This window comes from Paenibacillus brasilensis, from assembly GCF_009363115.1.
In the GTDB taxonomy this organism is placed as follows: domain Bacteria; phylum Bacillota; class Bacilli; order Paenibacillales; family Paenibacillaceae; genus Paenibacillus; species Paenibacillus brasilensis.
On the sequence record NZ_CP045298.1, the window covers coordinates 4,294,117 to 4,312,377 of the forward strand.

General features: G+C 47.4%; 10 protein-coding genes and 3 pseudogenes. 6 read left to right on the forward strand and 7 right to left on the reverse strand.

All coding sequences use genetic code 11. The annotated features are described in order from the left end of the window. Nucleotides 1-25: 25 nt before the first annotated feature. Nucleotides 26-1,342: a branched-chain amino acid transport system II carrier protein gene (brnQ, locus tag GCU48_RS20485; RefSeq protein WP_152381279.1), complete on the forward strand. Its 1,317-nt coding sequence runs from the start codon at nt 26-28 to the stop codon at nt 1,340-1,342. Between the two features lie 93 nt (nt 1,343-1,435). Here the strand turns inward: brnQ and GCU48_RS20490 are convergent. After that, a pseudogene (locus tag GCU48_RS20490) lies at nt 1,436-2,355 on the reverse strand (helix-turn-helix domain-containing protein). A gap of 181 nt (nt 2,356-2,536) precedes the next feature. Here GCU48_RS20490 and yicI point away from each other — a divergent pair. After that, nucleotides 2,537-4,860 (forward strand): annotated as a pseudogene (gene yicI, locus GCU48_RS20495) (alpha-xylosidase). A 142-nt stretch (nt 4,861-5,002) separates the two neighbouring features. Here yicI and GCU48_RS20500 read toward each other — a convergent pair. Further along, a complete protein-coding gene (locus GCU48_RS20500) occupies nt 5,003-5,968 on the reverse strand; it encodes a serine hydrolase domain-containing protein (protein WP_152381280.1) in 966 nt (321 codons plus the stop codon). Nucleotides 5,969-6,134: 166 nt separating this feature from the next. Here GCU48_RS20500 and GCU48_RS29340 point away from each other — a divergent pair. Together GCU48_RS29340 and GCU48_RS20510 are read left to right on the forward strand one after the other, a co-directional pair. Next, a pseudogene (locus tag GCU48_RS29340) lies at nt 6,135-7,849 on the forward strand (methyl-accepting chemotaxis protein). A 90-nt stretch (nt 7,850-7,939) separates the two neighbouring features. Further along, nucleotides 7,940-9,250 (forward strand): MFS transporter, encoded by a 1,311-nt coding sequence (locus GCU48_RS20510; protein ID WP_152381281.1) that lies wholly within the window; start codon nt 7,940-7,942, stop codon nt 9,248-9,250. A gap of 66 nt (nt 9,251-9,316) precedes the next feature. Here the strand turns inward: GCU48_RS20510 and GCU48_RS20515 are convergent, their stop codons facing one another. The 3 genes from GCU48_RS20515 to fsa all read right to left on the reverse strand — a co-directional run bounded on the left by GCU48_RS20515 (nt 9,317) and on the right by fsa (nt 11,805). Then, nucleotides 9,317-10,516 carry an MFS transporter gene (locus tag GCU48_RS20515; RefSeq protein WP_152381282.1) on the reverse strand — a complete coding sequence of 400 codons (1,200 nt, stop codon included), beginning with the start codon at nt 10,514-10,516 and terminating at the stop codon, nt 9,317-9,319. A 1-nt stretch (nt 10,517) separates the two neighbouring features. After that, entirely contained in the window at nt 10,518-10,973 is a 456-nt protein-coding gene (locus tag GCU48_RS20520; protein WP_152381283.1) for a MarR family winged helix-turn-helix transcriptional regulator, read from the reverse strand. 184 nt (nt 10,974-11,157) lie between these two features. Continuing rightward, a complete protein-coding gene (fsa, locus tag GCU48_RS20525; protein ID WP_025719599.1) occupies nt 11,158-11,805 on the reverse strand; it encodes a fructose-6-phosphate aldolase in 648 nt (215 codons plus the stop codon). Nucleotides 11,806-11,989: 184 nt separating this feature from the next. Between fsa and GCU48_RS20530 the strand changes: the two genes are divergently transcribed. Then, nucleotides 11,990-12,700, forward strand: coding sequence for a CBS domain-containing protein (locus tag GCU48_RS20530; protein ID WP_152382218.1), 711 nt, complete (start codon nt 11,990-11,992; stop codon nt 12,698-12,700). A 21-nt stretch (nt 12,701-12,721) separates the two neighbouring features. Then, nucleotides 12,722-13,348 (forward strand): TraX family protein, encoded by a 627-nt coding sequence (locus GCU48_RS20535; protein WP_152381284.1) that lies wholly within the window; start codon nt 12,722-12,724, stop codon nt 13,346-13,348. Between the two features lie 91 nt (nt 13,349-13,439). On the opposite strand, the gene GCU48_RS20540 is transcribed toward GCU48_RS20535, so the two are convergent. After that, nucleotides 13,440-14,438: a polysaccharide deacetylase family protein gene (locus GCU48_RS20540; RefSeq protein ID WP_152381285.1), complete on the reverse strand. Its 999-nt coding sequence runs from the start codon at nt 14,436-14,438 to the stop codon at nt 13,440-13,442. A gap of 113 nt (nt 14,439-14,551) precedes the next feature. Continuing rightward, entirely contained in the window at nt 14,552-18,247 is a 3,696-nt protein-coding gene (locus GCU48_RS20545) for a non-ribosomal peptide synthetase family protein (protein ID WP_152381286.1), read from the reverse strand. Nucleotides 18,248-18,261: the final 14 nt, after the last annotated feature.

The following is an 18,261-nucleotide window of genomic DNA, read 5'->3' on the forward strand; positions in this document are numbered from 1 at the left end:
TGAGTTCGTAGTTGGAGGATTTATTATGTCGAAAAGTGTTTCTACGTCCTTTATTATCATTATAGGATCAATGCTATTTGCTTTATTTTTTGGTGCAGGGAATCTAATCTTTCCACCTATGCTTGGTCAAATGGCTGGAAAGAATGTATGGATAGCCAATGCGGGCTTCTTGGTTACCGGAGTTGGCTTACCGTTACTAGCCGTCACAGCCTTTGTTTTTTCGGGCAAAAGCGATTTGCAAACTTTAGCGAGTCGTGTACATCCCGTATTCGGTATTGTTTTTACAACGATCCTGTATCTAGCCATCGGCCCTTTATATGCAATTCCTAGAACTGGTAGCGTGTCATTTGAAATTGGAGTAAGCCCTTTTTTTTCAAACGATGCAGATCATCCTGTCGCACTTTTTGTATTTACTATCCTTTTTTTTGGAGTTGCATGCTTGTTATCACTTAACCCTACAAAAATTATTGATGTAATCGGAAAGTTTCTAACACCCATTAAATTGACCTTCATTGGATTACTTGTGGTTGTATCTCTTATTCACCCAATAGGAAAATTCCAGGAACCTGCTGAGGGTTATACATCGCATGTCTTTTTCAAAGGCTTCCAAGAGGGTTATTTAACATTGGATGCTCTTGGAGCCTTTATTTTTGGAATTATCATTGTGAATGCAATTAAGGAAAGAGGAGTTACTACTAAAAAAGAGTTGATGATCATTTGTGCCAAAGCGATAACTATTGCGGTTATACTCTTAGCTTTTATCTATACGTCTCTTTCGTATATGGGCGCTTCTAGTGTTGAGAAATTAGGTGTTTTAGGAAATGGCGCTGAGGTGTTAGCCAAGGTTTCATCCTATTATTTTGGATCTTACGGTTCTATTTTATTGGGCTTAATGATTACAATAGCGTGTTTAACGACAAGTGTGGGGCTTATTACTGCCTGCTCTTCCTTTTTCCATGGATTATTTCCAAAAATCTCTTATAAAAGAATAGCTGTCATATTATCTATATTTAGTACCCTTGTAGCCAACATGGGTTTAACACAGCTCATTAAGGTTTCAACGCCAGTATTGATGGCAATATATCCTATTGCTATTTCTCTAATATTTTTAACGTTTTTACATCCCGTATTTAAAGGAAAGTCAGAAGTATATCAAGGCAGTTTGATATTAACTTTTATCATTAGTCTATTTGATGGCTTGAATGCTGCTGGAATAAAAATTAAAGTAATTAATGACTTTTTCACGCAGCTTCTTCCATTCTATGATGTAGGGTTAGGGTGGTTAATCCCCTCTGTTTTAGGAGGAGTAGGAGGCTATATATTTTATTATGTTAAGAGATGAAAAATAGTTCTAATATTTATAAAGCCAAAAAAATAAATGAATTGCTTAGCAGGCAATTTAGATATTTTCATCAATTCGGTCTGATTAAGCATTTCAGTCTGTTATATAAGGGACAGCAAGCGCCTGATCTGCTTCGTGCTGCTTGCGGTACTGCGAAGGAGTCAGGCCGTTCCATTTTTTAAAGGTCGCAATAAAATAGCTTAGATTGTCAAAGCCAACATCCAGCGCGATATCAACTACTTTGCGGTCACTTTGCTCCAGCAACCTGCAAGCTTTCTGAATCCGATGATAGTTGATATATTCAACCGGGCTTTTCTGAACCATCTGCTTAAAAAAACGGCAAAAATGCCCCTCACTCATCCCGATCTCATCGGCGACCTCACGCAGCCGAATGGGTTCATGGGCATGGCTGTTGATGTACGCCAGTGCTTTTTTGATCTGTTCGACCTTGCTGCGTTGCCCCGCCATAATGACGTCCGCTCCGTTAGCGGGTTTCATATGTGGATACAGGCTGGCGATTATGCCATAGAGCTGTGCTTTGGTCGTCAGCTCACGGGCAGGTGTGTTCTGCTCATGGCTGGTGATGATGCGCCGCAACGCGGTCAGCACCTCCTGCTCCCAAGGCTGCACGCCACGAATATGGGCAGGAGGGACGAGCTTTTTGCTGATCAATGGATCAATGAACTGCGTCTGCACGGTATCCTGTGTACGGCTGTGCAGCAAGTCTGGGTGAAACACTACAGCAGAGAATACACAGCGGGGACTTTTTTTCAAATATCCGGCGTGAAGCTCGCCACTATTGACAAAAAGAGCCTCGCCTTCACAAACCTCCGTATAAATCATATCCGTCTGAAAAACAGCGCCCCCTGCTCCACGATAATAAACTCCATCTCCTCATGCCAATGGGACTCCAGTATACTATTTCCATTCAACTGCTCTACACTCGGATACACGCTGACTGGATACATGGAATTGCCGTGAATGCGGTTTTCCCGCAGCATTTCCCTTTGCAATTTAACGACCTCTTTTCTGCAATTTGATTTGTATAGTAAATATCAAAATATTGATAAAAAACGTCAAAATAAAAGAAGTAAACCCTTACATGAATCAATATTATTATAGTAAGGATTTCAAAAAAATCCAACAGACATATTTGAGATCAAGGATATAATACCGAGACGGAGGAAGAGACAGATGAAATTTACGGATGGTTATTGGTTGGTTCGCAAGGGCTATGAAATACAAAATCCTGCTGAAATCCGTGATATCGTGACGGACGATGCTTCCATGACGGTATATGCAGCGACCCACCGGATAGAGCACAAAGGAGATACGCTGAATGGAGCATTGCTGAAAGCGACCTATAGCTCGCCCATGCCGAATGTCATTCGGGTGCGTCTGAACCATCATAAAGGGCGGTTGCATCATGGGCCGGATTTTGAAATTCACACCTTGCCGACAGAGGTGGATATTACGGTGGGTGAGGACGCAGCAGTGCTGAAAAGCGGCGATCTGAGTGTGCGAGTCGGCCGTGGAAAGAGCTGGGACGTAGGCTTTTATGTCGAGGATCGTAAAGTCACAGGCAGTGGACACCGGGGACCAGGCTATATTACAGACCCGCAGGATCAGCCTTTTTTCCGGGAGCAGCTGGAATTGGGCATCGGGGAGTATATCTACGGACTCGGAGAGCGATTCACTCCATTTGTGAAAAACGGACAGGTGGTCGATATATGGAATGAAGACGGCGGCACGAGCAGTGAACAAGCCTGCAAAAATATTCCATTTTATCTATCCAACAAAGGGTATGGTGTGTTCGTGAACCACCCGGAAAAAGTATCGTATGAGATTGCATCGGAAAATGTCTCGAAGGTGCAGTTTAGCGTCTCCGGCGAATCGTTAGAGTATTTTATTATTGGCGGAGCCAATCCTAAAGAGGTGCTGGATAATTACACCAGGCTGACGGGAAAACCTGCGTTACCACCAGCCTGGACCTTTGGTTTGTGGCTGACGACTTCTTCACGACAGATTATGATGAAGCAACCGTGAACCATTTTGTAGACGGCATGGCTGAGCGGGATTTGCCACTCTCGGTCTTCCATTTTGACTGCTTCTGGATGAAGGAATACCAATGGTGCGATTTCCAGTGGGATCAAGATATGTTTCCAGACCCGGAAGGCATGCTGCAACGATTGAAAGCGAAGGGCCTCAAAATTTGTGCATGGATCAACCCGTATATTGCGGAAAAATCCATTTTGTTCGATGAAGGCATGGAGCACGGCTATCTGGTCAAAACCGCCGATGGCAGCGTTTGGCAGTGGGATATGTGGCAGGCGGGAATGGGGCTGGTTGACTTTACAAATCCGGCTGCGGTGGCCTGGTATCAGGATAAGCTGAAGGTGCTGCTGGATCAGGGCGTGGATTGCTTCAAAACCGACTTTGGTGAGCGTATTCCTACGGATGTCGTCTATTATGACGGCTCGGACCCGGTGAAAATGCATAACTATTACACCTATTTGTACAACAAGGCTGTTTTTGATGTACTGGAGGAAAAGCTGGGGAAAAATGAAGCAGCGTTGTTTGCATGTTCTGCTACAGCCGGGGGACAACAGTTTCCGATCCACTGGGGCGGCGATTGCTCGTCGACGTATGAGTCGATGGCGGAATCACTGCGGGGCGGCTTATCGCTTGGTTTGAGCGGCTTTGGCTTCTGGAGCCATGACATTAGCGGCTTTGAACTAACGGCTGCGCCGGACGTGTACAAACGATGGGTACAGTTTGGACTTCTGTCCTCTCACAGCCGTCTACACGGAAATGAGTCGTACCGCGTGCCTTGGCTGTTCGACGAAGAATCGGTGGACGTAGTGCGCAGCTTTACCAAGCTCAAATGCTCGCTGATGCCGTACCTGTACTCGTCGGCGGTGGAGTCCTCGGTAAAAGGACTGCCGATGATGCGGGCTATGGTTTTGGAATTTCCGCAGGACCCAACCTGTGCAACGCTGGATCTGCAATACATGCTGGGAGATTCCATCCTGGTGGCTCCAATCTTTAATAAAGAAGGCGACGTGCAGTATTACGTACCAGAGGGTCAGTGGACCAACTTATTGACGAATGAAAGCGTAACAGGTGGACGCTGGGTCAACGAGCATCACGATTTTACAACCCTGCCTGTACTTGTGAAGCCGAATACGCTGCTCGCGATCGGTCATGAGGACAGCCGCCCGGATTATGATTACGCGGAGCAAGTGGCACTCCATTTGTTTGCGCTTGGTGAGGATCAGCAGGCACGGACCGTTATCGTGAATACGTCAGGGCAAGAAGAACTGATTGTCACTGCCAGCCGCAAGAATTTGACCATTACAGTGAGGGCAGAGGGGGCTGTTAAGCCTTGGTCGTTAGTTCTGCGCGGTGTCAACGAGGCTGTTCAAGTTGAAGGTGGCAGCAGTCGGTCGGGGAACCAGGGTGTAATCATTACACCTGCCTCCAGCGGACATCAGGAGCTTGTCATTCACTTGGGATAGGTAAAGGTGCTCGTTCACGGGTAAAAATTGCATAGTATAGCGATTGGATTGCAGAAAAGGGTTGGCCTGATTATACGGGCAGGCCCTTTTTTGCTCTTGGGTTGCTATAAGGGGATTTTCAATTATGACTTTGTTTTGCCGGCTATGCTTGCTGGAGCAGCAGCGGTACAATATACTGCCGGAAAATATCTACAGGGGTTCGTTTCTTTTTGAATTTATCAGCGGTAACGACAACTACCATTTCATATGACGGGACGACAACAATATATTGGCCACCAAAGCCGAGTGCGTAATAATACGCTATTTCAGTGTTTTTTGCTGTTTTGTCTAACCCTGTATCGTCCAAAAAGGAAGAGGTCCACCAGTGCCAGCCGTAAAATGCCTTTTGTGGTTTGGCAGCCGGAAGGTATGGGTGGGTGGCATTGCGGACTGTCTCCGCTTGGATGAGCTGGCGCCCCTTCCAGTTTCCTTCGTTCAAATAGAGCCGTCCGAACTTGAGCATGTCCATTGGCTTGAGGCGTAGCCCAAAGCCTCCGGTATGAGTGCCCTGAGGGTCGGTTTCCCAATAGTAGCTCTCGATACCGAGTGGTTGGAATAATTGCTGCTCGGCAAACTCAGCCACCTTTTGTCCGGAGGCATGACGCAGTATAGTGGCCAAAAGCTGGGAACAGCCAGAACTGTACTCCATTTTTGTACCCGGCATGTCTGATAGTGGCTGTGAAAGTACAAATTGCACCCAATCTGAAGTTTTGCTCATGGTCGGAAAAGAATTTTGTCCGCCAAATTCCGTCCAGCTAAAGCCTGCGGACATTGTCAGCAGATGCTCAATCGTAATATCACGCTTTTGAGGATCATTGTCCCCGGTCAGCCTGGGGAAAAATTCGAGGATCGGCGTGTCCCAATGCGGTACGATGTGCTGGTCCATGGCGATACTGACTAAGGCTGACAGCACGCTTTTGGTACAGGAATTTATTTTATAAAGTTCATTAGCGATTTCAGGCTCACGATAGTATTCCAATATCAAGTTCCCCTGTTGCTCAATCAGGCAACTACGGATTTCCAACTCGTGAAGCTCGTGAACAAGCGTGGCAAGCTCTAAACTTTTCATGCTGGTCCTCCTTGAGGCTTATGTCATATGGCATACAAATACATAGTATATCATTTTAAACATTTGCATCCGACAAATAAAAGTCTGAAAACTTCAAAAAAACGCTGAATTAAACGATATATAATAAGTTGGGCATTTTATTCAGACATAACTGGAGGACCGATTTATGAACTTAACAATCAAGGCCAAGATGATTCTTAGCGCGCTACTTATTCCAGGTGTGATTGCGGCCATGCTGCTGACAAATTACATTTTAAGCGTACATAGCGAGAACGAGTACAAGGATATTTTAAACCGTGAGGAGACGATTGCATATAACTCAAAGTCGCTACAATTTTTGTTGAACGGGATATCCAATGATGAGCGGGGATATCTGCTGACTCGGGACGAGCAGTACGGGCAAGAGATCGAAAAGAAACAGAGTGAAATTGTGAAGCTACTTCAGGAGACGGAAGCTTTGCTTAATACAGACAGTGAGGATATGAAGAAAAAGATGGCTGATCTCAAGACAGAGATCAATAGCTATATGAACCAGGTTCATAGCTTAGTGACTACAGCCGGGTATCGGAATACAAGAGACACATTCCCGCCGTTTTCCGATTTGCTAAATGAATTTGAAAACGAACGGGTTTTGCGCAAGCAGCTTGATGTAAAGGTGATAGCCTTCGTCAAAGCTCAGGATGACATGGTCGGGGCGAAAGTACAACAGGCACACCGAACGATGACGAACACAACCTTGATTACGAGCATCGTAGGATTTCTTATTATCATTTATAGTGTTGCACAATCCCTCATTTTGATTCGTTCCATTCGTCCGTTACATCATATGAATGAGCAGTTGTTGGAAATGTCGAAGGGCGGAGGGGATTTGCGAGGCCGACTTGATATTACGTCCAAAGACGAGATCGGCATGATTGCCAGCTCTTACAATAAGCTTATCGAGGGATTTCGCAATATTATAGTGGATGCTCAGGAGACGGCGCGTACATTAACCGTGACCGCCGAGCGGGTTAGCGTAAGCACCGAGGAAATGAACCAGGCCAATCGTCATACGTCCGGTGTCATGGAAGAGCTTGCATCCGGTATGGAGCATCAGGTTGATGATATTACACGAACCACAGATACTGTTAGGGAGCTTGCCCATGAACTGGAGCATATTGCAGTGACGAGCCAGCAGGTGTATGAGTTGTCTGATACGGCTGCTAAAGATGCAGAAGCAGGGGAGCAATCTATAGGTCAGGCCATGCGCCAGATGGAAAAAGTAGCGAGAGTGTAGATAGCTCTGCACGCGCTGTACGGTTGCTTAGTGAACAGGCCGAACAGATTGGAATGATCGGTTCTGTCATTACCGGAATTGCCAAACAGACAGGAATGCTCGCGCTTAACGCGTCCATTGAAGCGGCAAGAGCGGGAGAGCAGGGCAGAGGATTTGCGGTGGTAGCTTCAGAGGTGAGAAGGTTGGCCGAGCAGGTATCGGTCTCAGCAGCGGAAATCACACAATTTGTGCAAAATATTCAGGATCATGTCGCAAATGTGGCATCAAGTATGCAGAGCGGGACGGTTGAAGTGCAGTCCGGCGTAAAGGTCATGCAATCCGCCGAAACAGCATTTCGTCAGATTGGAAGCTCCATTCATCAGGTCAGCGAACAGATTCACGGTGTAAATCGGTCTGTGGAACAGATGTCGGGCAGCTCAGAACGGATGGTGGAAGCCGTAGAACGTATTCGCGAGGTTGCGGAGCGGTCGGCAGGGGGAACGCAGAGCGTCAGCGCAGCGGCTGAGGAGCAACAGGCTTCCATGGAGGAAATTGCATCATCCATTCACACGCTGGCGGATATGTCGCAGCTCCTGAATGCAAGGGTCGGAGGATTTAAGGTATAGCTGCATAAATCTACACCTATGTAAACACAATAATACCTGTTCCAAGAATCTCTACAGCTATGTTATTACTTGTAAAAAGGTGGTAACGGGATGCAACAAAATAAAGGAATTCTGCTTGCATTAGGTTCCATCCCGCTGATGATGACGCTGGGTAATTCGATGCTGATTCCTGTATTGCCGGAAATCGGACGTAAGCTGCATGTCAATTCTTTTCGCATAAGCATGTTGATTACGGTATATGCGGTGGTGGCTATTTTGCTGATTCCGATTGCAGGCTATCTCTCCGACCGATTTGGACGCAAAGCGGTGATCGTTCCCAGTTTGGTGCTGACGGTCATAGGAGGGGGGATTTCTGCAGCGGGAGCATGGCTGCTTCAAGATATGGCAGCGTATTGGACCATTATAGGAGGTCGCCTGCTTCAGGGCGCGGGAGCGGCAGGAGCTTTTCCAATCGTCATTCCGCTTGTGGGTGATCTGTACGAGGACGAGAATGAGGCCAGCAAGAACCTGGGTGTGGTTGAGACCTATAATACATTCGGAAAAGTGTTAAGTCCGATACTCGGTGCCGCATTGGGAGCAGTTCTGTGGTTTTTACCACTGGCGGTGATTCCGGTCCTCTGTCTGATTTCGCTTATTTTAGTGCTTTGGCTGATCCATGTGCCTAAGCGTAAGAATCAACCGATTACGTTTCGGGAGTTTGCTGGAAAAGTAAAGCAGGTGCTTGCCGAAAAAGGACGCTGGCTATACGCCATTTTCGCCATGGGCGGCATTTGTATGTTCGTCATTTTTGGCGTTCTATTCTACCTATCCGACATACTGGAAAGTCGTTACAACCTTCATGGAGTCTGGAAAGGCTTTGTGCTTGCCATCCCGCTGGTTTCCCTTTGTCTGTGCTCCTATTTGGGGGGCAAGATCATTGGCAAGCATAAGAAGCGCATGAAATGGATTGGCTTGAGCGGTTTGGTAATATTGACGATCAGCTTTGCTATTCTCGGATTTTTTGAACATATCTATGTGGTGATCGGCTTGTTTACTCTAGGGGGCGGGGGAATTGGGCTAGCACTGCCTTGTTTGGATGCCTTGATTACAAAGGGAATTGAAAAAGAAGAGCGTGGAACGATTACTGCCTTGTACAGCAGCATGCGCTTTGTTGGGGTGTCGCTAGGTCCACCAGTTGTATCCCTACTGCAGGGCCGCAGCGGACATGGTCTGCTCTTTGGCGTGATGGCCGGAGTAGGAGGGATTGCTGCTCTGTTGATGCTGCTGGCAGTCAAACCTGAGCAGGATGAAACAGCGGATGACCCATCCGTTAATCGTAGGAAAGCGACCGAAGAGCTGACAGGAGTTTCAAAAGAAAAGCCGCTTTCATCCAAGCTAAGACGCAAAACTCCTGCGAAATAAAAACAAATAGATTTCAAAATGAAAAAGCACCCGGGACCATGAAACATGGTATAGGATGCTTTTTCATTATCCCTCAAGAGGTATATGTGTTTTAGACTTGCGGCTTGCGATGATTTGAATGACATAGATCAGCAAGAACAGCACAATAAACAGCGAGGAAAGACGGTACATCCACGCATAATCACTTGCTTTGGCGATAATGCCGAGGATAAGTGCTCCGGCTGCAACCCCGAAATCGAGGGAGTTGAGAAACATACCGTTTGCCATGCCCCTCTGCTTGGGAGATACGACCTGAATCATCCAGGTTTGCAGGGTCGGTTGCATGACACCGAAACCGATGCCGTAGCAAAGAGCAGACAGATACATGAAGGCATCACTGTGAGCGTAGGAAAGCAGGATCAGCCCGCCAATCAGAAACAGGGAGCCAGGGATGAGTAGTGCTTTCGCCCCTTTTTTATCGTAAATACGGCCCGAGAAGGGACGCACGACCAGCACGGATATCGCATTGAACAGGAAAAAGTAGGCCGGGTGCGAAAGATTGGCTTCATCCCCGTAAAGCGCCATAAAGCCGATTAATCCGCCATACGTGATAGACATCAGCATGTTCAGTAAGGCAGGAATCCATAACTTGCGGTTCAATGCCGGTTTTCGTCCCTCTTCCAAAGGAACCATCGGCGGTTCGATATGCCCTTTGGGCAGCGTACGAACCAGCCAGTAGGCCAGTGGAAAAATAACAATAATCACGGCTGCTGTCGAATATACAAGCAGGTTAAAGCTGCCGTATTGCAGCATGGATATGCCTATGGTCGGGCCAATGGACATAGCCAAACTGGTGGACAAACTAAAAAATCCCATTCCTTCACCAAGACGTTTGGATGGAATCACGTCAGACGCCATCGTTGGAAAGGCGGTGCTGCTCATGCCGAAGCCGATCCCAAACAGCATACGCATGAGCAGAAGCACTGTAATCGTCGGTGATACACTGTATCCCAGCGTTCCTACAAGAGCAAACAGTAGTCCGACGAAAATCAGAGTGCTACGGTGTCCTTTTTCCAGCATGCGGGCAGAAAAAAGCCTTGCAGCAATTGCGCTCAGAGCGAACAGTGTCGTAACGAGACTGACCTGAATGGAGGTGGCGTGGAATGCATTTTTCACATAGGAAGGAATGGAAGATACGATCATTTGTAATTCCAGAAACAAAAATAGATTGGAAACCGTAAGAACGATAAATTCCTTGGTCCAAAAAGGTTGCTTGCCTTGTTGCATATTAATCGATCTCTCCTTGTTTCTCTGATTCGCTTATGTTGAAGTGAATTTGTAAAAGAGCTTGGCGGAACAGTTTCAAATCGTCAGAAGAAATTCCCTTTACAAAATCTTCGTTGGCATCACGTTCGACAGGAAGTGTCTTCTCAATAAGCTGTCGGCCTGCCTCAGTCAAGTGAAGCAAAAAGGCCCGGCGATCCTGTCGACTATTCACACGCTGTACCCAGCCCTTCTTGTCCAGCAAATCAATAATTCGGGTTGTGGTAGGCTGATCCTTGACGGCCTTGGCTGCAATTTCCTTCTGATTTAAACCCTCGGCCTGATAGATTTGGTACAGAACCGACCATTGCTCTGGGGAAATATCATACGGTTTAAGGCGATGTGTGAGCTGTTGACTCATTTTGCGATGAGTAATCCCCAGCAGCATGCCAATGGAACAATCGGGAGGCAAGTTATGCATAAGCAACCTCTTTCTGTTTTTCCTTAATATATATTTCGAAATTAATTAGTTGTCAAAACAATTATATGGTCAACAAGTTGTTTTGTCAAAAAAAGTTGTTCAGCCTTTATACAAGGCCAAAAAAACAGCCCGCAATATACGGGCTGTTTGTGTAACGCAATATCGTTTTGCCATGAATGGCGAATTAAGCCTTAGGTACAGTTTCCCAGTCCTTCAGGAAGCGTTCAATACCGCTGTCTGTCAGCGGGTGTTTCCACAGGGAAGGAAGCAGGGAACCTGGGATAGTGGCGATATGGGCGCCAGCCAGAGCAGCATCTTCCACATGCTTGATGTTACGGATCGAAGCCGCGATGATTTCGGATTTCAGGCCATGAATGTCCAAAATTTGTCTCAGCTCACGAATCAGCTTCATACCGTCAACAGCGATATCATCTAGCCGTCCTACGAATGGGCTGATAAAAGTAGCACCAGCTTTGGCAGCCATCAAACCTTGAGCTGCGGAGAAAATCAGTGTTACATTCGTTTTGATTCCGTTTTTGGTCAACTCGTTGCAAGCGTACAAGCCGTCTTCGGTCATAGGCAGCTTGATCACGACGTTAGGGGCCCATTTCGCAATGTCATAAGCTTCCTTGAGCATATCTTCAGCTTTCAGTCCAATAACCTCAGCGCTTACGGGGCCTTCAACGATACTGCAAATCTCCTGAATGACTTCCTTGAACACTCGGCCTTCTTTGGCAATCAGCGAAGGGTTCGTTGTTACACCATCAACCAGGCCCAAACGTTCAATACGTTTGATTTCTTCAATGTTACCAGTATCCAAGAAAAATTTCATTTGATTTCCTCCTCAGGGTTTTATATTACATAATACATATCAAAACATGTGCATAAAGCATATTTAAATGTAGCTTATTGCACACGTTAAACTTATAATTAGTATGTATTACATTTTTAATTGTGACACATTTTAAATTTGAAAACAAGCGGTCTATGATTAAAATTTGATGAATTGTCGGAAACTGCTGAAACATGCCGATCTATGTTTATCTATAATGTATACTACCCCATTTTATAAGGAGGTAATCATTATTCAACTGTCCGAAAGACAGCGTGAAATTGTTAATATTGTCCAGCGCCTGGCGCCTGTTACGGGGGATAAAATTGCTGAAGAGCTGGGGTTGACACGACCGACTCTCCGTTCTGATCTTGCTTTGCTCGTTATGCTCGGCCTGGTGGATGCCAAGCCCAAGGTAGGATACTTGCCAGGACAGTACCCAAAATATGATAGTCATGTTGGCAGCATGCTGAAAAAGCTGACTGTCGCTGATATACTTAGTGAACCGATCCTGATATCTGGCGATGCTACCGCCTATGATGCGGTGTTAATGCTATTTCAGCAAAATACAGGCACGCTGATGGTCACAGGGGAGGAGCAGGAGCTCATCGGCATTGTTACCCGCAAGGATTTGTTGAAGGTCATGCTGGGGGATACCGATCTTCACACCGTCCCGGTGACCATGGCTATGACGCGGCGGGCACAAATGACGACGCTGCTTCCGGGTGATTCTTTGCTGGAGGCCATATCAAGGCTGGTCCGTCATCAGGTCAATTGCCTTCCGGTTCTGGACGAGCAATGTACCTCCACAGCTCAAAATCAGGAACTGGTGGGACGGGTTACAAAAACGGATATCATGAACGCTATTCTAGGCTTGACGGAGGAAAGGACATAAAACCATATAAGGGGGCCTTATATGTACTGGTTGGCCATGCTGACGATGCTGATTGACCATGTCGGGCTTGTGTTTTTCCCGGCAGATCCGGCTTGGAGAATTGCCGGCAGGCTCGCTTTTCCCATCTATGCGTACGCCCTGTATATGGGGTATGACCGGACAAGAGATATGCGGAGCTACATGCTCCGTCTCCTTGGGCTCGCCCTGATTTCCCAACTACCCTATATGCTGGCATTTGATGTGTATAGGCCGAATGTAATTTGGACGCTGTTGGCTTCGTTGCTGGCGCTGGCTGCCGCGTCCCGCTTGAAGCATTGGGCCGCAATTACGTGCCTTTATGTCGTGACGGCTCTGGTGATGGAGCTTAGCCTGATGGATTATGGAGCCTATGGCCTGTTGCTTGTCCTTATTTATCGCTATACACGTACATATAGGATGGTTGGAGCCCATTTTGCCTTGAACGTGGTATATGATCTGGTGCACCACGCGAATATCCAGCATTTTAGTCTGCTGTCCAGCATTTTGATTGCATGCTTTGCATCCGAAAAGAGCGGATTTTATAGTCGGGTTCCACGTTGGTTGTGGCGCAGCTTTTACCCGGTGCATTTGGCTGTTATTGCGGTGATTCGCATTTGGCCCTCATTCTAATCTCATCAACCCAAAAAGGAACCTTTCAACCATAGCATACATGGTTGAAAGGTTCCTTTTTTATCTAAAAATGAGCTAGACAACGTTTGTGTTAGGATACCGTGTTGGGGCCTTGGGCAAAAGGCAACGGCCGAAGGGGAGCACCCTCCTTCATATATTGCACCAAGACTTCCGGAATGTTGTGGATTCCACCTGCATTAACGCGATAGCCATTCGTCTGTCCCGGCGAATTAATGCCAGGTTTTACCGTGAACGTAACGTCTATGCCCAAGGAGCGGCAAATATCCAGCGTTTCCTTGGTATATCCGCCATAAGGGAAGGCAAGTACCTTCTGATCATTGTGCAGATGCTTGAACAGCTTCTTGTCAGCCGTGTCCAGATCGGTGTAAACTCGCTGTTTAAACTCATCCTCGGTTTCCATCCGTCCCAGTTTTTTCGAATACACCGGAGCCATCAGAAGCGGCTTTTGCTTGGTGCGTGCTGTGTTGGAGTATCCGTATGCATGCTGGTCATTGGTATGATTATAAAAGTCAATCCCCTCGGCATGCATTTGTGCGATTTGATCCCATGTCAGCTTACGAATACCAATGTGCTTGGGATTGCTGATTGTGGATGTGATGAGAAAGTTGGTTGCCGGTACGCGGTATTCTTTTAACACGGGGAAGGCGCCCGTATAAAAGGATTCATAGCCGTCGTCAAATGTCATGAGTACCGCGTTATCAGGAACCTTGGCTTTATTTAAAATAAAGTTCGTATATTCTTTCATCGTAATCCAGTGGAAGCCGTTTGCTTTCATTTCGTCCAACTGCTTCTTAAAATTACTGAGCTTCAGTGCACCGGGATCAGGTGGAGACTTAGTCACCTCATGGTACATCAAAACAATGACTTTGTTTTGGTAATATACTTTATCCGGTGTAGGCGTCAGTGAGAATAGATGGCGTACCAGTCGATCCGCATTAGCCGTGCGTGTGCGGTGAGTTCCTTTGGCTACAGGCGTGTGATATATGGTACGTGCTTCATACACCAAAATTCCTAAAACAGCCATCAAGCCTATGATCAGTAGCGCTCTTTTGAAAAAAATGTGTTTCATGTGAATGACATCCCCCGCATGCAAAAAATTCTGAGAATAGAGGCAATGCTAAATTTAAAACTAAAATATAGTGTATCATACCTAACCCACGCGGGGGAAATATCACAACTTTGTTACCTCTGTGTTGCTTTTGCGGATATTTTGGATGAAGCCGGGAAATAACCGATCTCAACGGCGTGCTGGATCAGGTTCCGAATAAACTTCAGGTCGGTTGCCGGGCATTGAACGCCCGTCTGCTCCAGTATTGACGCGGTTACAGTGCATCCGTACCGATAAGCAGAATCTTTGGCTCCGTCGCCTTCGAGCTGTCCCATAGCAAGATGAAGCGCATCCTCCTGAATACCGGATGACGGGTTCAGCAGCCAAGTGCTGTAATCGTCAAAAGCCAGGGTTTCCACGACATAACCAAGCTTGTTTACCATAGCAATCAGCTCGTCATATGGAAGTGGGTTCGGATTGCAGATATGGAAAACGCGGTTCGCGCTTTTTGGATGAACGGACAGCTCTACAATCGCCCGGCTGGCATAATCAATCGGCGTGAAGTCTGTATGCCAATCAGCCTGTGGTGCCTTGCCCAGCAGCAACATAGCTTTCATCATACGATAGTATGCATTGCTGTCGATATTACGCTGGAAGCGCCCGTTTTCCGAGTGGGCCGTCAAATTACCTGCGCGATAGATGGAGACAGGCGTACCTGCTTGAGCCGCTTGGAACAACAGCTTTTCTGCCGCCAGCTTACTGTTCGTGTACAGGTTGTCCACGCTCAGCTCATCCGGGAAGGAGGACAGATCCAATACCGATTCCCATTTTCCCTCATTGGCTAGATCCTCCGGTATGCCCATTGTTGAGACATGATGGAAGGATACTCCTGGCTTCGCTTGGGCGATTTTCAGCAGCTCCAGCGTCCCGGTCACATTCGTACGATCAAAGGCTGCTGAATCACCAAAATGGCGAACGTCAGCGGCGCTGTGAATGATGCCGTCGATTTGATGCTCCAGCATATGACGGTCTGCAGAGGAGAGGCCAAGATCCGCCTGTTCCAGATCTCCATACACGAGTTTGACTCGTCCTTCGATCAAGTCAGAGATATGGGGTCCGAAATACCCTGTCATGACAGATTGAATACGCTCGATACCGGATGGTCCCTCCTGAGAAGGGCGTACCATCGCATACACCTGGGCTTCTGTCCGTTGAAGCAGTTCATATAGAATGTGTGAACCAAGATAGCCTGTAGCTCCGGTCAACAGAATAACACGCATGTCGCGCACTTCAGCCATATCCGAAGTGCTGGACAGCTCAATCGGATGCTCATTCAGGTCAGTTTTTTCTTGAGGAACCGCCACTGGTTTGCGTTGCGGAGCTTGTTCTGCACCTAATTGCTCCACGTATTCTGCAAGCTCACGAATGGTTTTATAGCGGAAAAAATCTCCGATACGCAATGCGCCATAACGCGGCTTCAAAATAGCCAGCACATGAATGACACGAAGTGAATCGCCCCCGATCAGAAAGAAATCATCGGTCGCGCCAATATTGTTTTTGCCAAGCACTTGTGCCCATGCTTCCGCAATGAGTGTTTCGGTCCCTTCCCGGACAGGCTCCCCGCCAAATGAAAGGTCAGATGCTTCAGGAAGCGGGCGCAGGGCCAGCTTTTTCCGGTCGATCTTGCCCGTTGGTGAAATTGGCATAGCCTCCAGATGCACGACATGGCTCGGTACAAAATAGGAGGGCAGCTTGCTCCCGATATAGGACTGAATTACATCCTGTGGGATGGATTGTCCATCCGAAGTGGTGAAATAGCCCACCAGCATATTTTGATCGGTATGATCCTTAACAGCTACGACAGCCACGTCCTGAACACCCGGATGCTTGGAAAAATGGTCCTCAATCTCTCCAATTTCGATCCGGTTCCCCCGAATTTTGAGCTGTGAATCCTTCCGGCTCACGTATTCAATTGTGCCATCTGGCAGCAGCTTGGCGATATCGCCCGAGCGGTACATTTTTTCACCCGGAACAAAAGGGTTGTCCACGAACGATTGAGCTGTACGCTCCGGCTGATGGAGGTAGCCATGGGCCAACGCAGGCGTAGCGATGCACACTTCACCTGGAATATTGACAGGACACAGCTTGTTGTCCTCGTTAACGATGTAGACTTTGTAATTGTAAATCGGTTTGCCGATCGGAATGTTAACGACATGCTCAGGCACAGCACCACGAACACGGTGGGTCGTCGTCGCTACGGTGCACTCGGTCGGTCCATATACGTTGACAATGTCTGTATCTGTACCGAATTTACTCTGGAAGGCTCGAACCTGTGAGCCGTACAGCGCTTCGCCTGCCACGGTAACAATCCGTACTTTGGCGAGTTTACGATAGCCTTCGTCTGATAAGTACGTAGACAGCTGATTAAAGAACACAGTCGGCAAAATCGTAATAATCGTCGTACCGGTGCGTGCGATGGCTTCTGCGAATTCTTCAACGGATACACGTTCTTCGGAGGACAGCAGGTACAGCTTTGCACCGTAGAACAAGGCTCCAATCGTATCCCAAACCGATGCATCGAAGCTATAGGTCGCGAATTGGGTCAATACATCCTGAGGTGTGATGTCGCAATCGCGTTGCACAACAGCCCCCAAGTTAACGACCCCGCGGTGAGCGATCAAGGCCCCTTTTGGTTTGCCTGTCGAGCCGGATGTGTAGATAACATAAGCGAGATCATCCGGGCCTACGTTAACGTTCGGGTTGCTTGCGGCATAACCCGCGAGTGGCCCGTTAATGGCTAAAATTTCTTTTACGGTATCAATAGACCCGCACAGTTCAGTCGCTTGCTCCATCAGTGCGGAAGTTGTCAGGACAAAGGGAGAACGCGTATCCTCAACAATGTAGCTGCTCCGGTCAGCGGGATGGGCTGGATCGACAGGTACGTACACGCCTCCGGCTTTCAGGATGCCGAGCAGGGAAATAACGGTCTCCAGGCTCCGTTCCATGAAGATGGTCACGAATTCGCCTTTGGCAAGACCCTTGGACAACAACACACGTGCGACCTGGTTCGCACGCTCGTTCAGCTCACGGTACGTATACTCTCCGGCGTGGGAAGCGATAGCTGGACGATCAGGATATTGTGAAGCCGCCTCCTCAAACATACCGTGAATGGTTTGATGCTCGGGGTACTTCACGACTGTATTATTTAAAGCTTCGTGAGCCGCCCGATCCGCATCAGACAATATATCAATTGAATTCACAAGAGCATGGCTGTGGGTTAGCGCGCCACGCAGAAGGATTTCAAAATATTCTGCATACCGGACAACCGTTGTTTCCAGAAGGAGTGAATCATCATACCGTATCTGTATTTGATAAGATCCATTATTTTTGCTGACAGCCCAGTCCATAATCCGGGATTCTGCGCCGCTGTCTGTGGGCAGATTTGTCGAAAATGACGTATCGGCCTGTGGTTCCGCCAGGTAAGCGTCAGACTTGCGAAGCATTTCCTGGAATAAGCCTGCCAGTTCATGAAAAGTCGTTTCCTTTTCCATCGTCAGTGAAGCTGTGAGCAGACCGGATTGAGGCACAAAAGTCGAAAAAGATACTTCTTCTTCTGCGGACAGGCGGTATACCCATGCGGTATACGCTGATAATAGCAACGCTTGCTTGTCTTCCGCCGCTGCTTGCTGGTTCAGATGCTCCGAGACGGACGGTTCTAGCTCTACCTGATAAGTAGAGTATGTATGCTTGCGTTGTGTACGTGCAAAATCCAAGGGAACCAGGAATGGGGATGGAGATGTTTGTGAACTGTTTTGTAGTAATGAAGCCATTACGCTTACCTCCT

Excerpts from the sequence above, each read along its gene's own strand:
- brnQ (WP_152381279.1), top strand. The coding sequence starts at position 26 with ATGTCGAAAAGTGTTTCTACGTCCTTTATTATCATTATAGGATCAATG.
- GCU48_RS20500 (WP_152381280.1), bottom strand. The coding sequence starts at position 5,968 with ATGAAAAGTTTAGAGCTTGCCACGCTTGTTCACGAGCTTCACGAGTTG.
- GCU48_RS20510 (WP_152381281.1), top strand. The coding sequence starts at position 7,940 with ATGCAACAAAATAAAGGAATTCTGCTTGCATTAGGTTCCATCCCGCTG.
- GCU48_RS20515 (WP_152381282.1), bottom strand. The coding sequence starts at position 10,516 with ATGCAACAAGGCAAGCAACCTTTTTGGACCAAGGAATTTATCGTTCTT.
- GCU48_RS20520 (WP_152381283.1), bottom strand. The coding sequence starts at position 10,973 with ATGCATAACTTGCCTCCCGATTGTTCCATTGGCATGCTGCTGGGGATT.
- fsa (WP_025719599.1), bottom strand. The coding sequence starts at position 11,805 with ATGAAATTTTTCTTGGATACTGGTAACATTGAAGAAATCAAACGTATT.
- GCU48_RS20535 (WP_152381284.1), top strand. The coding sequence starts at position 12,722 with ATGTACTGGTTGGCCATGCTGACGATGCTGATTGACCATGTCGGGCTT.
- GCU48_RS20540 (WP_152381285.1), bottom strand. The coding sequence starts at position 14,438 with ATGAAACACATTTTTTTCAAAAGAGCGCTACTGATCATAGGCTTGATG.
- GCU48_RS20545 (WP_152381286.1), bottom strand. The coding sequence starts at position 18,247 with ATGGCTTCATTACTACAAAACAGTTCACAAACATCTCCATCCCCATTC.